Here is an 18,189-nt window from a genome sequence, read left to right as displayed (position 1 = left end):
AATTCACATGAGCGTTGAATGGCTTTTATTAGGTTTATTAAAAATTATTATCATTAATATTGTGTTGAGTGGAGACAATGCCGTCGTTATTGCCTTAGCTTGCCGCAATTTGCCTGCCCAGCAACAGAAAAAAGCGATCTTTTTCGGCAGCTTTGGAGCCATTGCACTGCGCGTTGTGTTGACCTTTGCAGCGGTATGGATGCTTCAAATTCCTTTCGTACAAGTCATTGGCGGCATCCTGTTGATTTGGATCGCCTTGAAGCTGATGAAAAACGAGGAAGCGGAAGAGAACCTGCCTTCCAGCCAGCATCTCGGTGCAGCAATTAAAACCATCCTTATCGCCGATTTGGTGATGAGCTTGGACAACGTGCTCGCGGTTGCGGGAGCGGCAAATGGCAATTTCCTGCTGATTGCATTAGGACTAGCGATCAGTATTCCTTTGATTATCTGGGGCAGCCAACTGCTGATGGTGTTGATGAACCGTTTCCCGATCATCGTTGTGCTCGGCGTGGCTTTGCTCGGTTACACGTCTGGAGAAATGATCATGAGCGATGGCGCGATTGCTTCCCGCATGGAGTCGCTTCACCCTGCGCTGCATGTTGTACTGCCCATTCTGCTTGCGGTGGCTGTAATTGTCACAGGCAAGCTCCTGCAAAAGAAACAGAAAGTAGAGCCTGTACAAACGGATTTAGCGGGACGATAATATACCAATTGGAGGGATTGGAATGGGCGGATTGGAAACGAAAGCAATTGTGGAAATTAATCAGGCAGCCAATCAATTCAAATCTAGTATCGTTATCAAAGTTGGTGCTCGATTTATCGATGTGAAGAGCATACTTGGTCTTAGCATTACACTATTCAGCAATCAAGAATATCAGCTCGAAATTCACGGCCCAGACGAAGCTGAAGCGAGATCAGCGTTGATTGCCTTGTTCGAGAAGCATGGATTGCCGCTCAGCTAACTAAAAAACAGGTGGACCACCCTTAGCACTTAGTAGGGTGGTCCATTTTTTTTCACAGAATGTATAAATCTTTTACAGAACTAAAGCGTTAGGGATATCCATTCTAATACGCCAGAAAGCATATGTCGTCAGTTTTTTTTGTGTGTGACGAGCTCGCAGAGCCGAGAGATTCCGCACGCATCGTTTGTAGTTCGAGCATTGACAGGATGGGCGTAGAAGATCCGGAAGTGACATAGCTGTTTTGCCCCAGCGGATTGGATCACCCCATACCGCCTCGATTTGCGCTAGATTGTCTTTCTGCAAGGGTGAGCGGAACGTATGTTCGTTAAGAGGCGGCATTTTCGGTTGTAGGGACATTTCGCGGAACTACTGTGCGTTATGAGCAGGAAATGCTGGGTTTTAGGCACAGTTTCGATCATTTAGCGCACCCTAGTTCCGCTTCAGGGGGAGAAAGGGGACGTTTCCGCGGAATAAGGCATCGTAGTTCCGTCGATATCGCTGTGAATGGGGAATTGGCGATCCGTCGTATCTCCTCGGTTTTCTTGCGAAGCCTGCGGAGGCGAAATGTCCCCAGAATCTTACTCTTTCAGGGGTGTTCGTGGACAGGAATACCGGATGGAAGACAGGCTAGTCAAGAGAAAGTGGAAGGCAGCACAAAGTAGAATAGAAGAGGGAATGGGTATGGGGTGGAGAAGCGTTAGCGCCCGTATTTGAAATCGTCTTATTACCACTAAGTAAATTCAATGAAAAGACGATTTCAAGAAACGGTCGGAACCCCATTCCCAATTCCCTCCCATTGCTCAACCGTATGGGTTTAGACAAGCACCTGAGGCACAGCCTCAGGTTTTTCATACTCTGCCGTTATTTAACTTTAAAATGAACGACCGCGCTGTACAGCATTTTTCCCGCGTTCGGGTCGAAAACAACATGATGTTGAATGGCGAACACACTCAGCAAGAGCGCTTTGTTATTATCTATTTGTTCGTCGATTTTTTTCTCTAGCGACTTCAGGTCGTATGCTTGAAAAAACTCGATTTTATCTTCCATTCGATCCAATTTGAATTCCATGCTTCCGTTCTCCTATGTTTAAGATTAGAGTGACTTTACTATTACAGTATAACGCAATAACCAACAATAGGCATATATGCGGTGTGAGGGGCTGTATATCCCTTCAATTTTTCGTATAATGAGGTGGAAGGAGTTTTCGGAAGCTATGAGCAGTGCAGTTGCTGTGATTGCAGACACCAAGCATAGGAAGTGATGAAGCTTTGAAGTCTACACGGTTATTGATTGATTTTTTCAAAGAAAAATGGCCGATGTACGTACTTGCCGCACTGACCATCTCAACAGGGAATATTATCCAGTCGTATTACCCCAAGCTTCTCGGATTGTTTACGGATCAGTTGCAAAAAGGGGGATTAAGCGAAGCCTTAATTATCGATTATAGTTTGAAGCTTCTCATGATTGGCGTTTCGTTTGGCGTACTGGTCGCCATCGGACAATATATCATTATGCGGTGCGGCAGGCGGTTTGAGTACATATCGCGAAATCGGTTGTTTGACCATTTTACACATTTAAGCGCTGCCTTTTACGGGAAACATGGGGTAGGTAAGCTACTCAGTTACGTCATGAATGATGTAACGGCCATTCGAGAGTCCATTTCTATGGGAATTAACCAGATATTGAACTCTACGATTCTGATTGGCGCCGTCGTTGTCACAATGCTGTTCAGCTCTATTCCGCTTTACTTAATCGTTATATGTATTACGCCGCTCTTGTTTATTCCCGTTCTTGCCGTGAAGTTTCGGCCGGTTATTCGCAATCATTCCTTAAATGTTCAGGAGGCGCTTGGCAAGATGACGGAGTCTGCCGAAGAACAATTCGGCGGTATTCGTGTTGCTAAAAAATTCGCGGTCGAAGACATTATGATTCGCAGGTTTGGAGAAACGGTGGATCGCATACGCGACAATCAACTGCGACTAGTTCGGCTGTCTTCCTTGTTCGAGGCGTTGATCCCCTTTCTGGGTGCGCTTTCGCTGATTATTGCACTTGCATTCGGCGGTTACTTAACGATTCATCATCGAATCACGATTGGCAATTTCGTTGAGTTGACCCTCTATATCCGGATGATGGTAAATCCGCTGCAACAGATTGGGCGCGTCATCAATGCGATGCAGCGATCTCGTGCATCGCTTGAACGAATTAACGATTTGCTCGACTTGAAATCGGATGTCTTTCGAAGCGAGCTGGCCGCTATGACGGATCTGGATCACGCGGGGATCCGAATCGAGCACTTATCTTTCGCGTATCCTGGCGACGAAGATGAAGTGCTTCATGACATTTCGCTGACCATAGAACCGGGTAAATCGCTAGGTATTATCGGAAAAACGGGCAGTGGCAAGTCTACGCTGATTAAACTGATGCTTCGCATTTACGAGCCTCCGGCCGGAACGGTTTGGATTGGTGAGACGGATATTCGGGATGTAACCCTGGAAAGCCTGCGCACTCAAATCGCGTACGTTCCACAGGAAGGCTTCCTGTTCAGCACAACAATTCGTGACAATATCGCTTTTTACAAAAGAGGGACTCCTTTAGAGGAAGTTGAGCATGCGGCTAAAAAGGCGCAAATATTCGCTAGCATTTCGTCCTTTCCCGAGCAATTCGAAACGAAGCTGGGAGAGCGGGGCGTTACGCTGTCCGGCGGTCAAAGGCAGCGCACGAGCCTAGCGCGCGGCATCATCAAGGACTCGCCTTTGATGATTCTTGACGATAGTGTGAGCGCTGTCGATTCGGTGACAGAAAAGCACATCATTGATTCGATACGGCAGGAGCGATCGGATAAGACGACGATTTGGATTGCGCACCGGATCAGTGCGCTCAAGCATACGGACGAAATTATTGTGCTCGATGAAGGTAGAATTGTGCAGCGCGGCACTCATGAGGAGTTGCTCGAGCAAGACGGTCTATACGCTGAGCTTCATGCGATTCAAAAAGGGGGCAGTGACGATGCCAATACGTGAGCGTAAAAGCAAAGAGGAGAAGCAAGCGACGAAGTCGGCTTTTCGCATGCTATCCGATTATGCCAAGCCGCATGGCCTCACTTTTATGGCGGTTCTGTTTTGTGCATTGCTCGGTATCGCGGCGGATTTGTTCCAGCCATATCTGGTCAAAATCGCGATCGATGATAATTTAATGATCGGCAAGAACGACTTTCGCTCACTTCTTCTCATCTGCTTGGTGTATGTAGGGCTATCTGTAAGCAGCCTGTTTTTCAGCTATCTGCAAAACAATTTGCTGCAATTTGCGGGACAAAACATCGTTGCGCGCATACGTAAAGATTTGTTCAAGCACATTTTCAGACAATCCATGTCGTACTATGACCGCACCCCTAGCGGGAGCTTGATTACCCATGTTTCGAGCGATACGGAAACGTTGAATCAGTTTTTTACACAGGTGCTGCTTAGTCTTGTTCGCGATAGCATGACACTTGTGTTCATTATTGTGATGATGTTTCATCTCGACACGCAGCTCACACTGTACAGCATGCTCGTTATCCCGATTATCGTCATCATTGCGGCCGGATTCCGGACTTATATCCGCAAAACGTATCAGCTGTCCAGATCTAGGCTTTCTCAACTGGTTGCATTTACTGCCGAAAATTTATCTGGCATGCATCTGATTCAGGCTTTTCATCAAGAGAAAGAGCAAATGAACCGCTTCTCTGACCGCAATCGCGGCTATTTTCATGCCAGTTTAAGGGAAATCCGTACGAGTGTGCTGTTTAACCGATCTTTTGATATTCTCGGAAACCTCTCGGTGGCATTTATTACATGGCTCGGGGGGATAGCTGTTTTTGATAAAGCGATTGAATTTGGTGTACTTTATGCTTTTATCACTTACATTCGGCAGTTCTTCCAACCGATTAACAACATCACCCAGCAGTGGAATACGCTGCAGTCTACGACCGTTTCTCTGAACCGGATCTGGAACGTGTTTTCCATTCAACCGGAGATTGCGGACAAAGCGGAGACGAAGCATGTTAACTTAGCAGATGTAAAAGGCGACATTCATTTCAACCATGTGCATTTTTGCTATCAAAAAGATGTGCCCGTTATTGACGATCTGGAGCTGTGTATTGGAGCTGGTGAGATGATCGGAATTGTAGGGACGACCGGGGCGGGCAAAAGTTCTTTAATTAGCTTGCTTTGTCGGTTCTACGACGTACAGGAGGGGAGTATCCGGATTGACGGCATAGATATCCGGGAGTTGCCGCAGGCCAATCTTCACCGCATGGTAGGGCTTGTGCAGCAAGAGCCGTATCTCTATGCCGGCAGTATTTTGGACAATGTCCGTATGTTTGACGAGACCATTTCGCGGGAAGCTGTGATTCACGCTTGCGGGCTTGTCGGGGCAGACGCGTTGATCGCCCGCATGAAGGATGGCTACGAAACGCGCATCTCCGAAAGAGGCAGTGGTCTCTCCGCCGGAGAGCGCCAGCTGATTTCGTTCGCGCGTATCATCGTTTTCCAGCCGAAGGTGCTGATCCTCGATGAGGCAACAGCGAACCTGGATTCGCAGACGGAGCAGATGATCCAGTCGGCGCTGCAAATTGTTGCTGATGGCCGAACGACACTCGTCATCGCGCACCGCATCTCGACCATTATCCATGCCGACCGCATCATCGTGATGAGTGAGGGGCGGATCGTCGAGGAGGGCAATCATGCACAGTTGCTGGAGCTCCATGGCTATTATGAGCAGTTGATCCTGCACGCGCAGGGGAATATGGACCCAGCAGCGACATACTCATAGCGGCGCAACCAAGTCCGAGCGGCAGGCGGTCAATGCCGAGCGTAACGCCCATTTGGGGCGTTACGAGAGCCGAAGCGCGCGGGAGCCCGTCCGAAAGGCCCGAAACGGGCCTTACAGTGGCCAAGCCCGCGCGGCAAGCGGGCAAAGCCCAGCGTAACGCCCATATGGGGCGTTACGAGAGCGGAAGCGCGCGGGAGCCCGCCCGAAAGGCCCGAAATGGGCCTTACAGCGGTCAAGCCTGCGCGGCAGGCGGGCAAAGCCCAGCGTAACGCCCATTTGGGGCGTTACGAGAGCCGAAGCGCGCGGGAGCCCGCCCGAAAGGCCCGAAAAGGGCCTTACAGCGACCAAGCCCGCGCGGCAGGCGGGCAAAGTCCAGCGTAACGCCCATATGGGGCGTTACGAGAGCCGAAGCGCGCAGGGAGCCCGCCCGAAAGGCCCGAACCGGGCCTTACAGCGGCGAAGCCTGCGCGGCAGGCGGGTAAAGCCCAGCGTAACGCCCATTTGGGGCGTTACGAAAGCGGAAGCGCGCGGGAGCCCGCCCGAAAGGCCCGAAATGGGCCTTACAGCGGCCAAGCCCGCGCGGCAAGCGGGTAAAACCCAGCGAAACGCCCATTTGGGGCGTTACGAGAGCGGAAGCGCGCGGGAGCCCGCCCGAAAGGCCCGAAATGGGCCTTACAGCGGCGAAGCCTGCGCGGCAAGCGGGCAAAGCCCAGTGTAACGCCCATTTGGGGCGTTACGAAAGCCGAAGCGCGCGGGAGCCCGCCCGAAAGGCCCGAACCGGGCCTTACAGCGACCAAGCCCGCGCGCAAGCGGTCAAGCCCGCATCCCGCTCAACCGCTCCAGAATGCGCCGTTTCCGATACAGCATGCGAGCCGCCTCGCTTACATCCTGCAGCGTTCCGCGATTTATCCACGCGCCAAAAACGATCCCCACAATCGGGACAAGCTGAAACAGCTTCTTCCAGCCCCAATTATCGCGGTAGGTGGCGAAAACCTCGCGCCAGCCCTGCAGCTGGGAAATCATTTGTGTCTGTTCCTTCCCGGAAGAATAATCACCGAGTTCTTCCAGGATGGCTTTCTTCCCGACGATGTCGGACGAAGAAAATTGTAAACATTTGATGGTGAAAATGCGTTCCTTCCTGTCATTGGGATCATAGCCATAACAAATGGCAAGCTCCTGGATCACCTTCAAAGACAGACCAAGAATAGCAGGAATGTCGACTGCGAGCGTAAGTATCCCGCCAACTCCCGTTGTCGCGCCTTGAAGTGTTGCGATCTTCGTGCTGTTTTTAGCAATTTCATCTGCAGTTTGGTCCATTATGATTAATGGCAAGAAACCTACAGTATCTATGGTTAGATTCTGCCCGCTTCGTCCATGATCCTCTGCCGCCTGAAGCTGACTCTCCATTTTTTTCAATGTGCTTTTCTCGGAAATCAAATAACGTCCGCCAGCCTGCATATAGTTTCCAAGTTCATTCAGAGCTTCACCGATTTTATTGTGGAGAAATTTCGGTGTCAGCCGATCCAAAAGCTGAAAAGGAAGACGCCCGATTTTTTCCCAAAACCAAAGATCTCGTTGTTCTTTTTCCCAAATTTCAATCTGCTTTAGAGCTAAAAGCAGCTCTTCTCGTGTTTCCATCGTATGTTTGTGTAGCGGTTCGTCCATTCGATTCTCAACTCCTTCTATGTTGTACACTACGTTGTAAAAGAGGGTTTGGATTCAATAGACCCATGACCTGGTACTAGGAATAGATAGTACTTCTCAAATTGCTTGCGCTCCGTACAATAAGAAGTAAGTAATGGAGGGGGGGCGACCATCAATGAATGCAAAATATGTGACGATTAGTCTGGGTTATGTGCTTGGTGTGAGCGCACTTTTAACGGCTATTGTCTATTTCTTTGCTACGAACTGGGAGGCTCTAAGCCGTGCAGAGAAATTAACGCCCGTCTTTATGCTCATTGTGGGCTTTTACTGGACTTCCATTTGGTTATCCCAAAAAAGCGGGCGCGCGCTTCTGAGTAGGTTGGCTTTGTTTGCTTGCTGCATTTCGTTTGGCGTGGGCATTGCGCTCATCGGGCAGACGTATAATTCTCACGCGGACAGCTATAGTTTATTCGCTGTGTGGTCGATACCCGCACTTCTATTTGCCTTATTGACGAGATGGCAGCCATTTTACATCTTAACGTATATCACGGGTCATCTCGCGTATTGCTTCTATTTTTTCCCGAAATGGTGGGGCAGTTCAGAAACTGAGCTCGTAGAAATCACGATTGTGGTCTTTCTGGCAGTTCTGAATGGATGTCTTTATGTTCTCGCAGAGCGCGGGCGTGTACACGCGCCTTTTCTGAAATGGCTCTCTTTTCAAGCGACCATCGCTCTGATGTTGTGGGTATCTAATTCCTTTGTGTTCGAAGCGCATGGAATTTTGTTGAACATCCCGTTCGCTGCTGTCCTTGCGGCTGCGATTTACTACACACACAGGACGAAAAACAAATCCTACCTGCTATTTGCCGGTCTTTGGGTATCAGTGGCGGTCATTATGAAATATATCGAAATTGCGGTGCACGTTCATAACGAATTGTTTTTCATTGGCGGGATCCTGTTCGTTATTGTGTTCATAGGCGCTAATGTGAAATTTGTGCACTACATCCGGACGTGGAACTCATCCGCAGAATTCGATTCGAGTACAAGTGCGGCAGTGAAGAGAGAAGGAGATTTCACAAAATGGCTCGTTCGTGTTCTGACCTTATCGGTCATCGTGATCGGGACCATTCTCGGCAGTTTGTCTCTGATTGGCTTTGTTACTCTTGTCCTAGGAGTTAACAATCCTGAGTATGCATTGATTGGTTTTGGACTTATTGCCGTCATTGCAATGATTTTTTGGAAACAAATAACCAGTTTGGTGAGATTCACATTGATGGGCTGCGGGTTCCTGCTCGGTGCAGGTGCAGCTGCGGTTACGAATGAAACGTTTATGCTGCTGCTGTTTTTCATGTTGGTTGTGCTTTCATTCCTATTGGTGAACGGCAACGTTCAGCGCATCGTGTTCTTCCTTGTCGGCGAAAGCATTGCAGGTATCTTGCTTTATGATTGGCTCGACTCAGAGGTGCTGGTGTTCCTGCTTCTATCTGTTGTTCTGCTCCTTATTTTCGCATCAAACAGGTGGGTTGGACGCGATGCAGTTAGAAAGCCGCTCTTGTACAGTAGTTTCCCATCCTTTCTATTCACGTTTTTCGTTCTGACATTTATCACGGAGTCCACGTGGTATTACGTCAGCAATGCACTCTTCTTTCTTGTTATAGTATTAGCGATGTTCATTAGCCGACAGCAGGAAGTGACGTGGCTTTATCGCTGGGGCCTCGCATATTGGATCGCTTTTCTTGTGTATAAATATTATGATCTGGCTTGGAAGCTGCTTCATAAATCGATCAGTTTCGCCATCATCGGAGCGGTGATTATTGCCATGACCATCTGGTATGAAAAACATAATCGGCAAACTTTCGCCGAACAGCCGCGAGAATTCACGGGAGATGCTAAACTCAATCGCTTGTTAATCGCGGTACTGGTCTTTCTTCAAATCAGCACGATGGGGCTGCAAATCGGGAAAAGCGAGTGGTTGCTGGCAAACGGCCAGCTCATTAAGCTTGAGCTTGTTCCCTTGGATCCGCGATCGATGATGCAGGGTGATTATGTGCGGTTGCGCTATGCGATCTCTGAGCCAGAGCTGCCGGCAGAACTGCAGCAAAGTTCTTTTTTCAATAAAAAAATTTCCCTTGTTCTAGCTCTAAATGTAACGACTGGCGTTTATGAATACCGGCGAATCTACGCCAACGGTGATAAATTGAGCGCAGGCGAAGTTCGGTTGAATGGAACAATAAGCGGATTTCAAACCATTGAGTTTGGTATCGAAACGTATTTTATTCCCGAAGGGACCGGACATGCGTATGAACAGAATGCGAAGTTTGCTGAAGTGAGGGTGTCCGCAAGCGGCGATGCAATTCTCGTTCAATTGTTGCCCCGAACAAGTCTTGTTAGGTAACTAAATATATGTTAAGATGACCGCAAATTTGTTCGGCGAAAGGGGAATTTTAACATCATGTGGCTCATCTATTCGGTGCTCGCAGCGTTCAGCTTCGGGCTCCGGGGGATTTTATACCATTGGACAAGCCAACAATCGCTCAATCGGAATGTATTGCTTTGCGGGACGTTTTTTATGGGAGCCGTCATTAGCTTGGTTTGCAGTCTGGCGTTTCAGCAGCAATGGACGGCTTCCGCATTAATCGGCGTGCAGATGGGACTGTTCTCTTTCGGCGCGAATGCCAGTATGTTCAAAGGCTTTGCAGTAGGTAAAGCCTCTTTGGTTGCCATTTTGACTGGATTGCCATCGGTTATTGTCGTTATCGTTGCTTTTGCGGTTTGGGGCGAGCGATTGAATAGGATGCAATTTCTCGCCTTCGTGGTCATCGTGATCGGGATCCTGCTCGTTCGTTATTCGAACGATATTTCGCTGAAAAATTTACAAGGCGCGCAATGGGGCTTGCTAGCGCTGCTGCTTTTCGCAGGCAATGACCTTTCGGGCAAATGGTCGACGATGATGGAAGCGCCCTTATTTCCTACGCTTTTTTGTATGTTTGCGACAGGAACAGCTTGCTTTGGGCTTTGGTGGTTGAAGGACCGTCAGCGATCAAAGGGTGAAGCCTCAGCGCCCTCCAGGTGGAATGAACGAAGCACGTTTGCGATCGGCATGGGCGTCGGCATCACGAATGTAGCAGGGATGATTCTCATCATAACTGCTTTCGATCATGGCAAGGCCGGGCTCGTTTCGGCTGTTGTTGCGCTCAATGTGCTGATTGTTTTACTGTATACGAGGTTCGTTTTGAAGGATAAATTTTCGCGTTTGGAACAATCTGGTTTGGCGATGGCTTTTGTTGGCATTATGATGATGCGGTTATATGCATCTTGACAATGGGTGGGCGTTCCTGTATAAATGATGTAATATTCAGTTAATTTCAATAATTGCATAATGAACATTGATGAACAGGACAGTAGTTGTTGCCAGCCAGTCACAGCGAGCCGGAGTTGGTGGGAACCGGCACGGATGGCAAGAACGAAGCGGACCTGGGAAATGGTCTTCTGAACAAAGCGATATCTCTTAAGTATGAAGATCCGGCTTAGCCGTTATTTGTGGAGGGGTCAAACGGATACGTTTGGCACTTAGAGTGGTACCGCGGGAATGAATAGCTCTCGTCTCTTTGTTAGAGACGGGGGCTTTTTTGCGTTCCCGCACTTATGTTAAGGAGGAATTGTTGATGATTCATGCCCTATTGAGAGCCGAGATTGAGAAGCAGGTAGCTGTGTTGTTGCAAGAACATGGGCTGGAGAAACCGGAATCGCTGCAAGTGATGACGGAGCGTCCTGCGCATCAGGAACATGGCGATTACAGTACAAATATTGCTATGCTTCTCGCCAAAATACTGCGTAAACCACCCTTGCTTATTGCTCAAAAGCTGCAGCAGCTTATTGAAGAGCAGGGGCACGTACAGGGGCTGTTCGCCAAAGTGACAGCTGCGCAGCCGGGATTCCTGAACTTTTATATCGACTGGCAAGCTTGGGCTTCGAGTGGGCTGCATGTGACGCAAATGCAAGTGAAGCGAAAAAAACCGATCAAAGTATTGGTCGAGCATACGTCAATCAATCCCAATAAAGCGGCTCATGTCGGCCATTTGAGAAACTCGGTCATCGGCGATTCATTGTCGCGGATGCTGCGTCAGGACGGCTGTCAAGTCGAAGTGCACAACTATGTTGACGATCTCGGCAATCAATTGGCCGATACGGTTGTAGGCATGCTCCATACGCATACGGAACAGCCTTTTGTAAGATTCGGTGATTTCTGCTGGGAAACCTATGCGAAGATCAATCAAGCATACAAGCAGCATCCGTCTCTTCTAGATCAGCGTTCTACTGTATTGCACGCCTTAGAGACAGGAGATTCTAACCTTGCATGGATCGGATCGCTGGTTGCGGAGCGAATTGTACGCGAACAGCTTCAGGAGATGAAACAATTCGGAATCGATTACGATGTGCTGGTCTGGGAGAGCCATATTGTACGTGAAGGCTTCTGGGACACGGCGTTCAAGCTTCTTCAGCAAACCAATCTGTTTCATAAAGTTATGGAAGGCAAGCCTGCCGGCTGTTGGGTGCTTAGACAGAACGACGAGAAAGTCGAGTCCACAGCGGACACAGCGGATGGAGCTGATTTTCAAGCGGATAAGGTCTTAGTGCGCTCCAATGGCATTTTAACGTATACGGCGAAGGATATCGCCTATCATTTGTGGAAATTCGGGATCCTTCCGAATGACTTCGTATATACAAAGTGGGAGGAGGGGCTGTGGTCTACTGCCCCGACCGGAAGCAAGAAATCGATAGGCCGCGCCGATATCGTCATTAATGTGATCGATCACCGCCAACACTACCCGCAGTCGATGGTCAAGTTGGCGCTGGAAGCGCTGGGGTATGAAGAGCAGGCGAATCAGCTCAAGCATGTGAGCTATGGGGTTGTATCTTTAAGTCCAGAAACGGCTGCAGGACTAGGGATGGACATATCTGATGGCAAAAGCTCCTATGCGATGTCCGGGCGTCAAGGGATCGGCATCAAAGTCGCCGATTTGCTCCAACATATGGAGCGTGTGATTGACGCTAAGCGCTCACGGAAAGCCGGCATTTCCAGCAAATCGATCGCCGCGGCGGCAATTCGCTACTATTTGCTCAAATATCAGCTGCAAACCGAAGTTGTTTTTGATATGCAGCAGGCTACAGAGGTAACGGGCAATTCCGGTGTATATTTGCTGTATGCCTATACGAGAGCGAATTCCATTTTGGATAAAGCGAATAAAGATCCGCAGTTGCTGGGAATCGCTCCTCAATTGGATGCAGATCAGCTTAAGGAGCCAGAGTATAGCCTCATCCGGCATATGGCTTATTGGCCTGAAACACTGGATAACGCGATCAAGCAATTGTCGCCAAGTCATATTTGCCATTATGCATTTGAACTAGCTTCACTCTTTAATCATTTCTATGGATCGTGTCCGGTGCTAAAAGGGGAGCAGGCGGTGATCTCTCATCGCTTATGGATTACCCAAACATATAGGGAGATTTTACGTCAGGCGCTACAACTACTTGGACTTCCGACTCCGAAGCGGATGTAAGTTCGCCGGGACGGGCCAGTCATTCACTTGCATACGATAAGGCGTGGAACATTTCCGCTCCGAAGGAGGATGACAAGATGGTTCGTTCTGATGTGAAAACGTTCCGTTACCGTCTAGGTAAGGATCATGTTATTGTCATTAATATTTATCAAACCGCAACTGCAAAGGCAAAGCTAGGGAATGTCTTGGCAAGCAATGCCGCCAATGTGCAAATTTTGAAAAAGAATAAGCGGTAAACCTCTATTCTCTTCAAACGAATGCCTGATCCTGCATAAGGATTTCGGCTTTTGAGAGGAGGTGAACCTTCATGGGGCGCAAACATAGCAAAGAGCAAAAAGCAACCAATTTCAACAACAGCAAAACGAAAGTCAAAGTAAGACAATCGGCACAAGCTTCTATCGGTCAAGGTGGCAACGCGATTGTGATTAATGCTTCTGAAATTGGCGTTGTTCGAATTCGTCCGTAAGCAGCAAGAAGAGCTTTCTGAACTTGGACAAATGCGGTACAATAGAAATATTCGTGCTAATTTGACTGATTCAGGAGGCTTTAAACACAATGACAGAAAAAGATATCGACGCGCAAGCTGAGCTTGACGAACAACAACAACAACAAGAGCAAGAGCAGGCGAAAGTGATTTTAACGTGGTTTCAGAATGTTCAGCAAGTGTTGAAAGCGCAATATGAAGACTATGAAATAGACGGACAAATCGGAAACAATCCTACGTATGGACCAATGTTCGCTTACACAGTCAGCAAGGATGGAAAGTCTTGCGCCTGTGGATTTTTCCTCAATGAAATTATGCGTAATTTCCAGAACAATCCGAACGCCGGACTCTGGCTCTCTTCCTTCTTCGTGGACTTGCTGCGCAGCCCGGATAATCACCCGCTGCCTAATCCGCCGCAATCGGAAGATGATGCGAAGGAGTTGCTGGATAAGCATATCGTTCCTTATTGTGCGAGCGCAGTTCGGGAAGAATTTCCTGACCAGAAAATCTACGTGGATCTGGAGCTTCATCCCGAGCACGGTCCTGTCCTCGAGGCAGGTTTCGTAGCTGTTGAAGATGGCAATAATACTTGCGCGTTGCCTCTGCAATATTTAATGACGCTCTACTTGCTGAATCGTGATCCGGCCGAGCCGATGATTCAAGCCATGTACAGATTATATGAAGAGAACCAACTAGGTTCCAGTGAGACCGAGTCGAATTAAGATCAGATCAGCCAGGGGACATGTTCCTCTGGCTGTTTCTTCATTCTCTCACATCTAGAGGAAAGAGGGGCTTCAACTGAGGACTATTCTGGCTATTGAACAGTTACATAAATCTCATCCGAACAAGGGGCCAGTTCCTTTATTTCATCAGCTGCACGCAACCATCAATACGGGTGATCGCATCGCTGTGCTTGGACCTTCAGGTCAAGGCAAGAGTACACTGCTTCGCACAATGGCGAGGCTGGAGCTCATCGAAGCCGGTAGCTTAACCCTGCATGGCCGGCAAATGGCGAACTGGCTGCCGAATGAGTGGCGGAAAAAAGTTTGCTATGTGCCGCAGCTTCCAGCGATGCTGCCCGTCACAGTTGCCGATAATTTAGCAATGGCGAGCAAACTGCATCAATCGGGTTTTGATCAAAAGCTGGCGACCGCACTAATGGAGCAAGTTGGTCTTGCTGAATTGGATTGGCGGCATAAAGCTGCCGAGCTGTCCGGCGGACAGAAGCAGCGTGTCCAGCTTGTCAGGTCGTTGCTGCTGCGTCCGGACATCCTTTTGCTGGATGAGGTGACGTCTGCCTTAGATGTGCAGAGCAAGCAGGCGGTAGAAACGCTGCTTGCAGGCTGGAGCGAACAGGAAGGGACCTCGTTCGTTTGGGTGACGCATGACCAAGAGCAAGCAAGGCATGTGTGTCGGCGCTTATGGCATTTGGAAAACGGTGAATTATCAGAAGTTACGGCAGATGTGGAAGCTGAAACGATCGGCAGTTCCTTGGTCCGTGCGGGAGGAGAAGATCCATGTCTACACTAGCATTAGGCTTCACATTAACATTCGTTGTTATCACCATGGCGTTGTCCAAATGGCAAAAGCTAGGTTTGGAGAAGGACATTGCAATAGGAACGATCCGCGGCGCGCTGCAACTGCTTGTTATCGGGTATGTGCTGCACTTCGTCTTTCAAACGGCGAACATCGGCCTCATTTTAGTTATCATCGCAATCATGATCGGTGTGGCATCCCATAATGCAGGGAAACGAGGCAAAGGCTTACGAGGCGTCCACTGGCGAATTGCTATTGCGATAGCCGCTACGGAAATCCTTACCATGTCGCTTATGCTGGGCATGCACATTATTGAGCCGACAACACAATATATCATTCCGATTAGCGGCATGACGATTGGCAGCTCGATGATTGTGTGCGGATTATTTCTGAATCATATGAACCGGGAAGTAGCGTCCTCGCGTGGTGAAATTGAAGCGCTGCTAGCGCTTGGTTCAACCGTGAGGCAGGCGATTCAGCAATCGCTTCAGCGCTCAGTTAAGGCGAGCATGATTCCAACCATCGACGGCATGAAGACGGTAGGGCTTGTGCAGCTGCCGGGCATGATGACGGGGATGATCATCGCGGGGGCTAACCCGGTTGATGCGGTGCGTTATCAAATTTTGATTCTATTTGCTTTTACAGCGGCAGGCGCGATTACGAGCATTATCTTAAGTGTGCTAAGTTATAAGCTATGGTTTACGGGGGAAATGACACTGCGATAAGCAAGACAATTTCCCGGGAAAGCGCAGGAAACGACAAAAAGTGGTTGAGCAGAGGGATTCCCTTTCTCAACCACTTTTGTCATATAAAACGACATCATATTAACTTTAATCCGCTAATTAAGACGAGGCTGGCGATGATGGTTCGCAGCACATTCGTGGGCGCTTTTGTTGACAGCATACTTCCGATTAGCACACCGGGAATTGAGCCAAGCAACAAATTCAACACGAGTGTGTAGTTGACGTTCCCCATGCTGGCGTGCAAAATGCCTGCCGTCGAAGCCAGGAAGAAGGCGTGCGCGATATCCGTGCCTACGAGTTGGGAGGCGCTCATTCGGAAGAAATACAGCATCGCAATGGCGTATAAGGATCCGGATCCGATCGACGTCAATCCGACAATGAAGCCTAGAACAGCACCAATCGTGATGGTTAAGCCGCGTTTCTCTTGCAAGCTTTTGAGCTGCCAACGGTTTTCTTTGATTTTGTGGCCGAAGAAAACTTTAAACAACGTAGCAATCGCAACGAGAATTAACACATAACCAAGCGCATGCTTTATGATCAGTTCTTGATTATGGAAATAAGATTCAAAAATTTTCAAAAAAAGAACCGCGAGAATGACGCCCGGTATACTGCCCATGGCTAATTGTTTGACGAGCCGCCAATCGATTGTTTTTTGCCGCCAATGCTGGATCGTGCCAAAAAGTTTGGTGATGGAATTGTAAAGAAGGTCTGTGCCTACCGCGATAGAAGGATGAACGTTCATCATAATTAAAATTGGTGTGAGGAGCGAAGCTCCGCCAACACCTGTTAATCCAACCAAAAATCCGACCAATACACCCATCAGTAAGATACTCAAAGTCATGTAGTCATGTCCCCATTCAAAATCCCACTAATTCAATTGGATTAATTTTATGTCATTTCGATCCCTTTTGTAAAGAAAAAATTAATTAACCGATGTTCATTATATGGAGCCTTAGTGGGCAGGGTGAATGTCCGGGGGGCTGTAACATTATTAGCTGTGTTATATACATCCGGCTTTGCAATCAGTTACAATGTGTGGATATGACGAATTTGACATCGTACAGGAGGAACATGAGGTGAGCAATCGATCTTCAGTTATGGTCAGCATTGTGCTTGCGATGCTTGTTGCATCTATGGATGCCACAATTGCGAATACGACCATGCCTATTATCGTGAAGGAAATTGGCGGAAACGATTTATACGCGTGGGCATTTACTTCTTACATGGTGTTATCGACCGTTTTGGCGCCGGTGGCAGGCCGGTTATCGGATCTTTTTGGCCGTAAAAAAATCTTTGCATCAGGGATGATTCTGTTCCTCTGCGGTTCCGTACTTTGCGGTTTATCGCAGACGATGGTGCAGCTTATCTTGTTTAGAGCGATTCAAGGCATTGGCGCAGGCGTGATGATGCCATTCCCATCAATTATTGCCGGCGATCTGTTCTCGGTGGAGCAGCGGGGAAAAGTGCAGGCTTTTTTCACAGGGATGTGGGGACTTTCGGCGATTCTGGCGCCTTTACTGGGCACATTCTTCGTCACGTACTTGAGCTGGCGCTGGATTTTCTTCGTGAACATTCCAATTTGCCTGATCGCTCTCCTGGCTCTGCTGCCATATAAGGAAGCGTATGAACCTAAACGATCTTCGATCGATTACGGAGGAGCTTTATTGTTCGCAGGCGGAATCTCGCTGCTCTTATTGACAACGGCTGTAGAGCACTATAACTACATATACGGTGTAGCAGGGCTCATGCTGATGATTGCTTTTTACTATTATGAGCGCAAGCATAGAGCGCCGATTGTTCCTCTAAACTTGTTTCGCAATCGACCGGTTGCGATCATGATTGCCGGCTCTTTCGTCAGTTGCGCCGCGTTATTCGGAACTTCCAGCTTTATGCCTTTGTTTTTACAAACCCAAGGGTATTCGTTATTTATTAGCGGAGTCGCTTTGCTGTCGACCTCAATCGGGTGGATGGCAGTAGCTGTGCCAAGCGGAAAATGGGTACTGCGGTTCGGCTATACCAAGCTGCTGGTCGCGGGTAATTTTTTCCTGATCATCACGGCGATCATGCTGTTCTTTCTTCGGGAAAACTCATCATTTTGGTATTCTTTCACAGCACTAACTGTGCTTGGCGTCGCCTTCGGTTTAATTTTTACCATTTCGACGATTGGCTCTCAGCAACTGGTGGAGGCCCATCAGAAAGGGATTTCGACGTCCTTGCAATTATTTTCGCGTAACATCGGAACAGCGGTCAGTGTCACGATCATGGGCGCCATTTTGACCCATTCTCCTCATTTTTACGCAGGCATTCATAGTATGTTTGTCTTCGGACTTATTGGAAGCTTGATTGCGATTGTCATACCGTTCGCGATTCGAACGACGGCCAGTCAGGCGGGATAACCATTGTATCGCGTAAAAGGGCTTTCCTCCGTCATCGGTTGATGACTTCCGAGG

16 protein-coding genes and 1 other annotated feature are annotated in these 18,189 nt (G+C 48.5%); of the genes, 13 read left to right on the top strand and 3 right to left on the bottom strand.

Annotated features, from left to right (window positions below):
* Positions 1-7 precede the first annotated feature (7 nt).
* Positions 8-703 carry a TerC family protein gene (locus ABRS97_RS14415; protein WP_367815181.1) on the top strand — a complete coding sequence of 232 codons (696 nt, stop codon included), beginning with the start codon at positions 8-10 and terminating at the stop codon, positions 701-703.
* 22 nt (positions 704-725) lie between these two features.
* Entirely contained in the window at positions 726-962 is a 237-nt protein-coding gene (locus ABRS97_RS14410) for an HPr family phosphocarrier protein (RefSeq protein ID WP_367815183.1), read from the top strand.
* A gap of 861 nt (positions 963-1,823) precedes the next feature.
* Here ABRS97_RS14410 and ABRS97_RS14405 read toward each other — a convergent pair.
* The gene (locus tag ABRS97_RS14405) at positions 1,824-2,030 is read right to left on the bottom strand and encodes a YrzA family protein (RefSeq protein ID WP_367815185.1); all 207 of its coding nucleotides are present in this window, start codon (positions 2,028-2,030) and stop codon (positions 1,824-1,826) included.
* A gap of 200 nt (positions 2,031-2,230) precedes the next feature.
* On the opposite strand from ABRS97_RS14405, the gene ABRS97_RS14400 reads away from it, so the two are divergent.
* Both ABRS97_RS14400 and ABRS97_RS14395 read left to right on the top strand, forming a co-directional pair.
* Positions 2,231-3,982, top strand: coding sequence for an ABC transporter ATP-binding protein (locus ABRS97_RS14400; RefSeq protein ID WP_367815187.1), 1,752 nt, complete (start codon positions 2,231-2,233; stop codon positions 3,980-3,982).
* Positions 3,969-5,771, top strand: coding sequence for an ABC transporter ATP-binding protein (locus tag ABRS97_RS14395; protein WP_367815189.1), 1,803 nt, complete (start codon positions 3,969-3,971; stop codon positions 5,769-5,771). The genes ABRS97_RS14400 and ABRS97_RS14395 overlap by 14 nt, the downstream gene beginning before the upstream one ends.
* A gap of 813 nt (positions 5,772-6,584) precedes the next feature.
* On the opposite strand, the gene ABRS97_RS14390 is transcribed toward ABRS97_RS14395, so the two are convergent.
* A complete protein-coding gene (locus ABRS97_RS14390) occupies positions 6,585-7,436 on the bottom strand; it encodes an EcsC family protein (protein ID WP_367815190.1) in 852 nt (283 codons plus the stop codon).
* Positions 7,437-7,590: 154 nt separating this feature from the next.
* On the opposite strand from ABRS97_RS14390, the gene ABRS97_RS14385 reads away from it, so the two are divergent.
* From ABRS97_RS14385 to ABRS97_RS14350, 8 genes are all read left to right on the top strand, one after another.
* The gene (locus ABRS97_RS14385; protein ID WP_367815192.1) at positions 7,591-9,810 is read left to right on the top strand and encodes a GDYXXLXY domain-containing protein; all 2,220 of its coding nucleotides are present in this window, start codon (positions 7,591-7,593) and stop codon (positions 9,808-9,810) included.
* A 57-nt stretch (positions 9,811-9,867) separates the two neighbouring features.
* Positions 9,868-10,734, top strand: a complete 867-nt coding sequence (locus ABRS97_RS14380; protein ID WP_367815194.1) for an EamA family transporter — start codon at positions 9,868-9,870, stop codon at positions 10,732-10,734.
* A gap of 61 nt (positions 10,735-10,795) precedes the next feature.
* Positions 10,796-11,026: a binding site (T-box leader), on the top strand.
* 54 nt (positions 11,027-11,080) lie between these two features.
* The gene (locus ABRS97_RS14375) at positions 11,081-12,976 is read left to right on the top strand and encodes an arginine--tRNA ligase (RefSeq protein ID WP_367815196.1); all 1,896 of its coding nucleotides are present in this window, start codon (positions 11,081-11,083) and stop codon (positions 12,974-12,976) included.
* A gap of 77 nt (positions 12,977-13,053) precedes the next feature.
* On the top strand, positions 13,054-13,212 hold the full coding sequence (locus ABRS97_RS14370; protein ID WP_367815198.1) for a hypothetical protein: 159 nt from the start codon (positions 13,054-13,056) through the stop codon (positions 13,210-13,212).
* A gap of 71 nt (positions 13,213-13,283) precedes the next feature.
* Positions 13,284-13,442, top strand: a complete 159-nt coding sequence (locus ABRS97_RS14365; protein ID WP_367815200.1) for a hypothetical protein — start codon at positions 13,284-13,286, stop codon at positions 13,440-13,442.
* Positions 13,443-13,531: 89 nt separating this feature from the next.
* A complete protein-coding gene (locus tag ABRS97_RS14360) occupies positions 13,532-14,182 on the top strand; it encodes a hypothetical protein (RefSeq protein WP_367815201.1) in 651 nt (216 codons plus the stop codon).
* A gap of 76 nt (positions 14,183-14,258) precedes the next feature.
* On the top strand, positions 14,259-14,990 hold the full coding sequence (locus ABRS97_RS14355) for an ABC transporter ATP-binding protein (protein WP_367859117.1): 732 nt from the start codon (positions 14,259-14,261) through the stop codon (positions 14,988-14,990).
* A complete protein-coding gene (locus tag ABRS97_RS14350) occupies positions 14,978-15,721 on the top strand; it encodes an ABC transporter permease (protein WP_367815203.1) in 744 nt (247 codons plus the stop codon). The genes ABRS97_RS14355 and ABRS97_RS14350 overlap by 13 nt, the downstream gene beginning before the upstream one ends.
* A gap of 94 nt (positions 15,722-15,815) precedes the next feature.
* Here the strand turns inward: ABRS97_RS14350 and ABRS97_RS14345 are convergent, their stop codons facing one another.
* Entirely contained in the window at positions 15,816-16,580 is a 765-nt protein-coding gene (locus ABRS97_RS14345; RefSeq protein WP_367815204.1) for a sulfite exporter TauE/SafE family protein, read from the bottom strand.
* A gap of 235 nt (positions 16,581-16,815) precedes the next feature.
* Between ABRS97_RS14345 and ABRS97_RS14340 the strand changes: the two genes are divergently transcribed.
* Positions 16,816-18,135 carry an MFS transporter gene (locus tag ABRS97_RS14340; RefSeq protein ID WP_367815205.1) on the top strand — a complete coding sequence of 440 codons (1,320 nt, stop codon included), beginning with the start codon at positions 16,816-16,818 and terminating at the stop codon, positions 18,133-18,135.
* Positions 18,136-18,189: the final 54 nt, after the last annotated feature.

It is taken from the genome of Paenibacillus tabacirhizosphaerae, assembly GCF_040812395.1.
Taxonomy (GTDB): Bacteria; Bacillota; Bacilli; order Paenibacillales; family NBRC-103111; genus Paenibacillus_E.
Note: the sequence above shows the minus strand (reverse complement) of the source record. Positions and strands in the feature narration are given on the sequence as shown.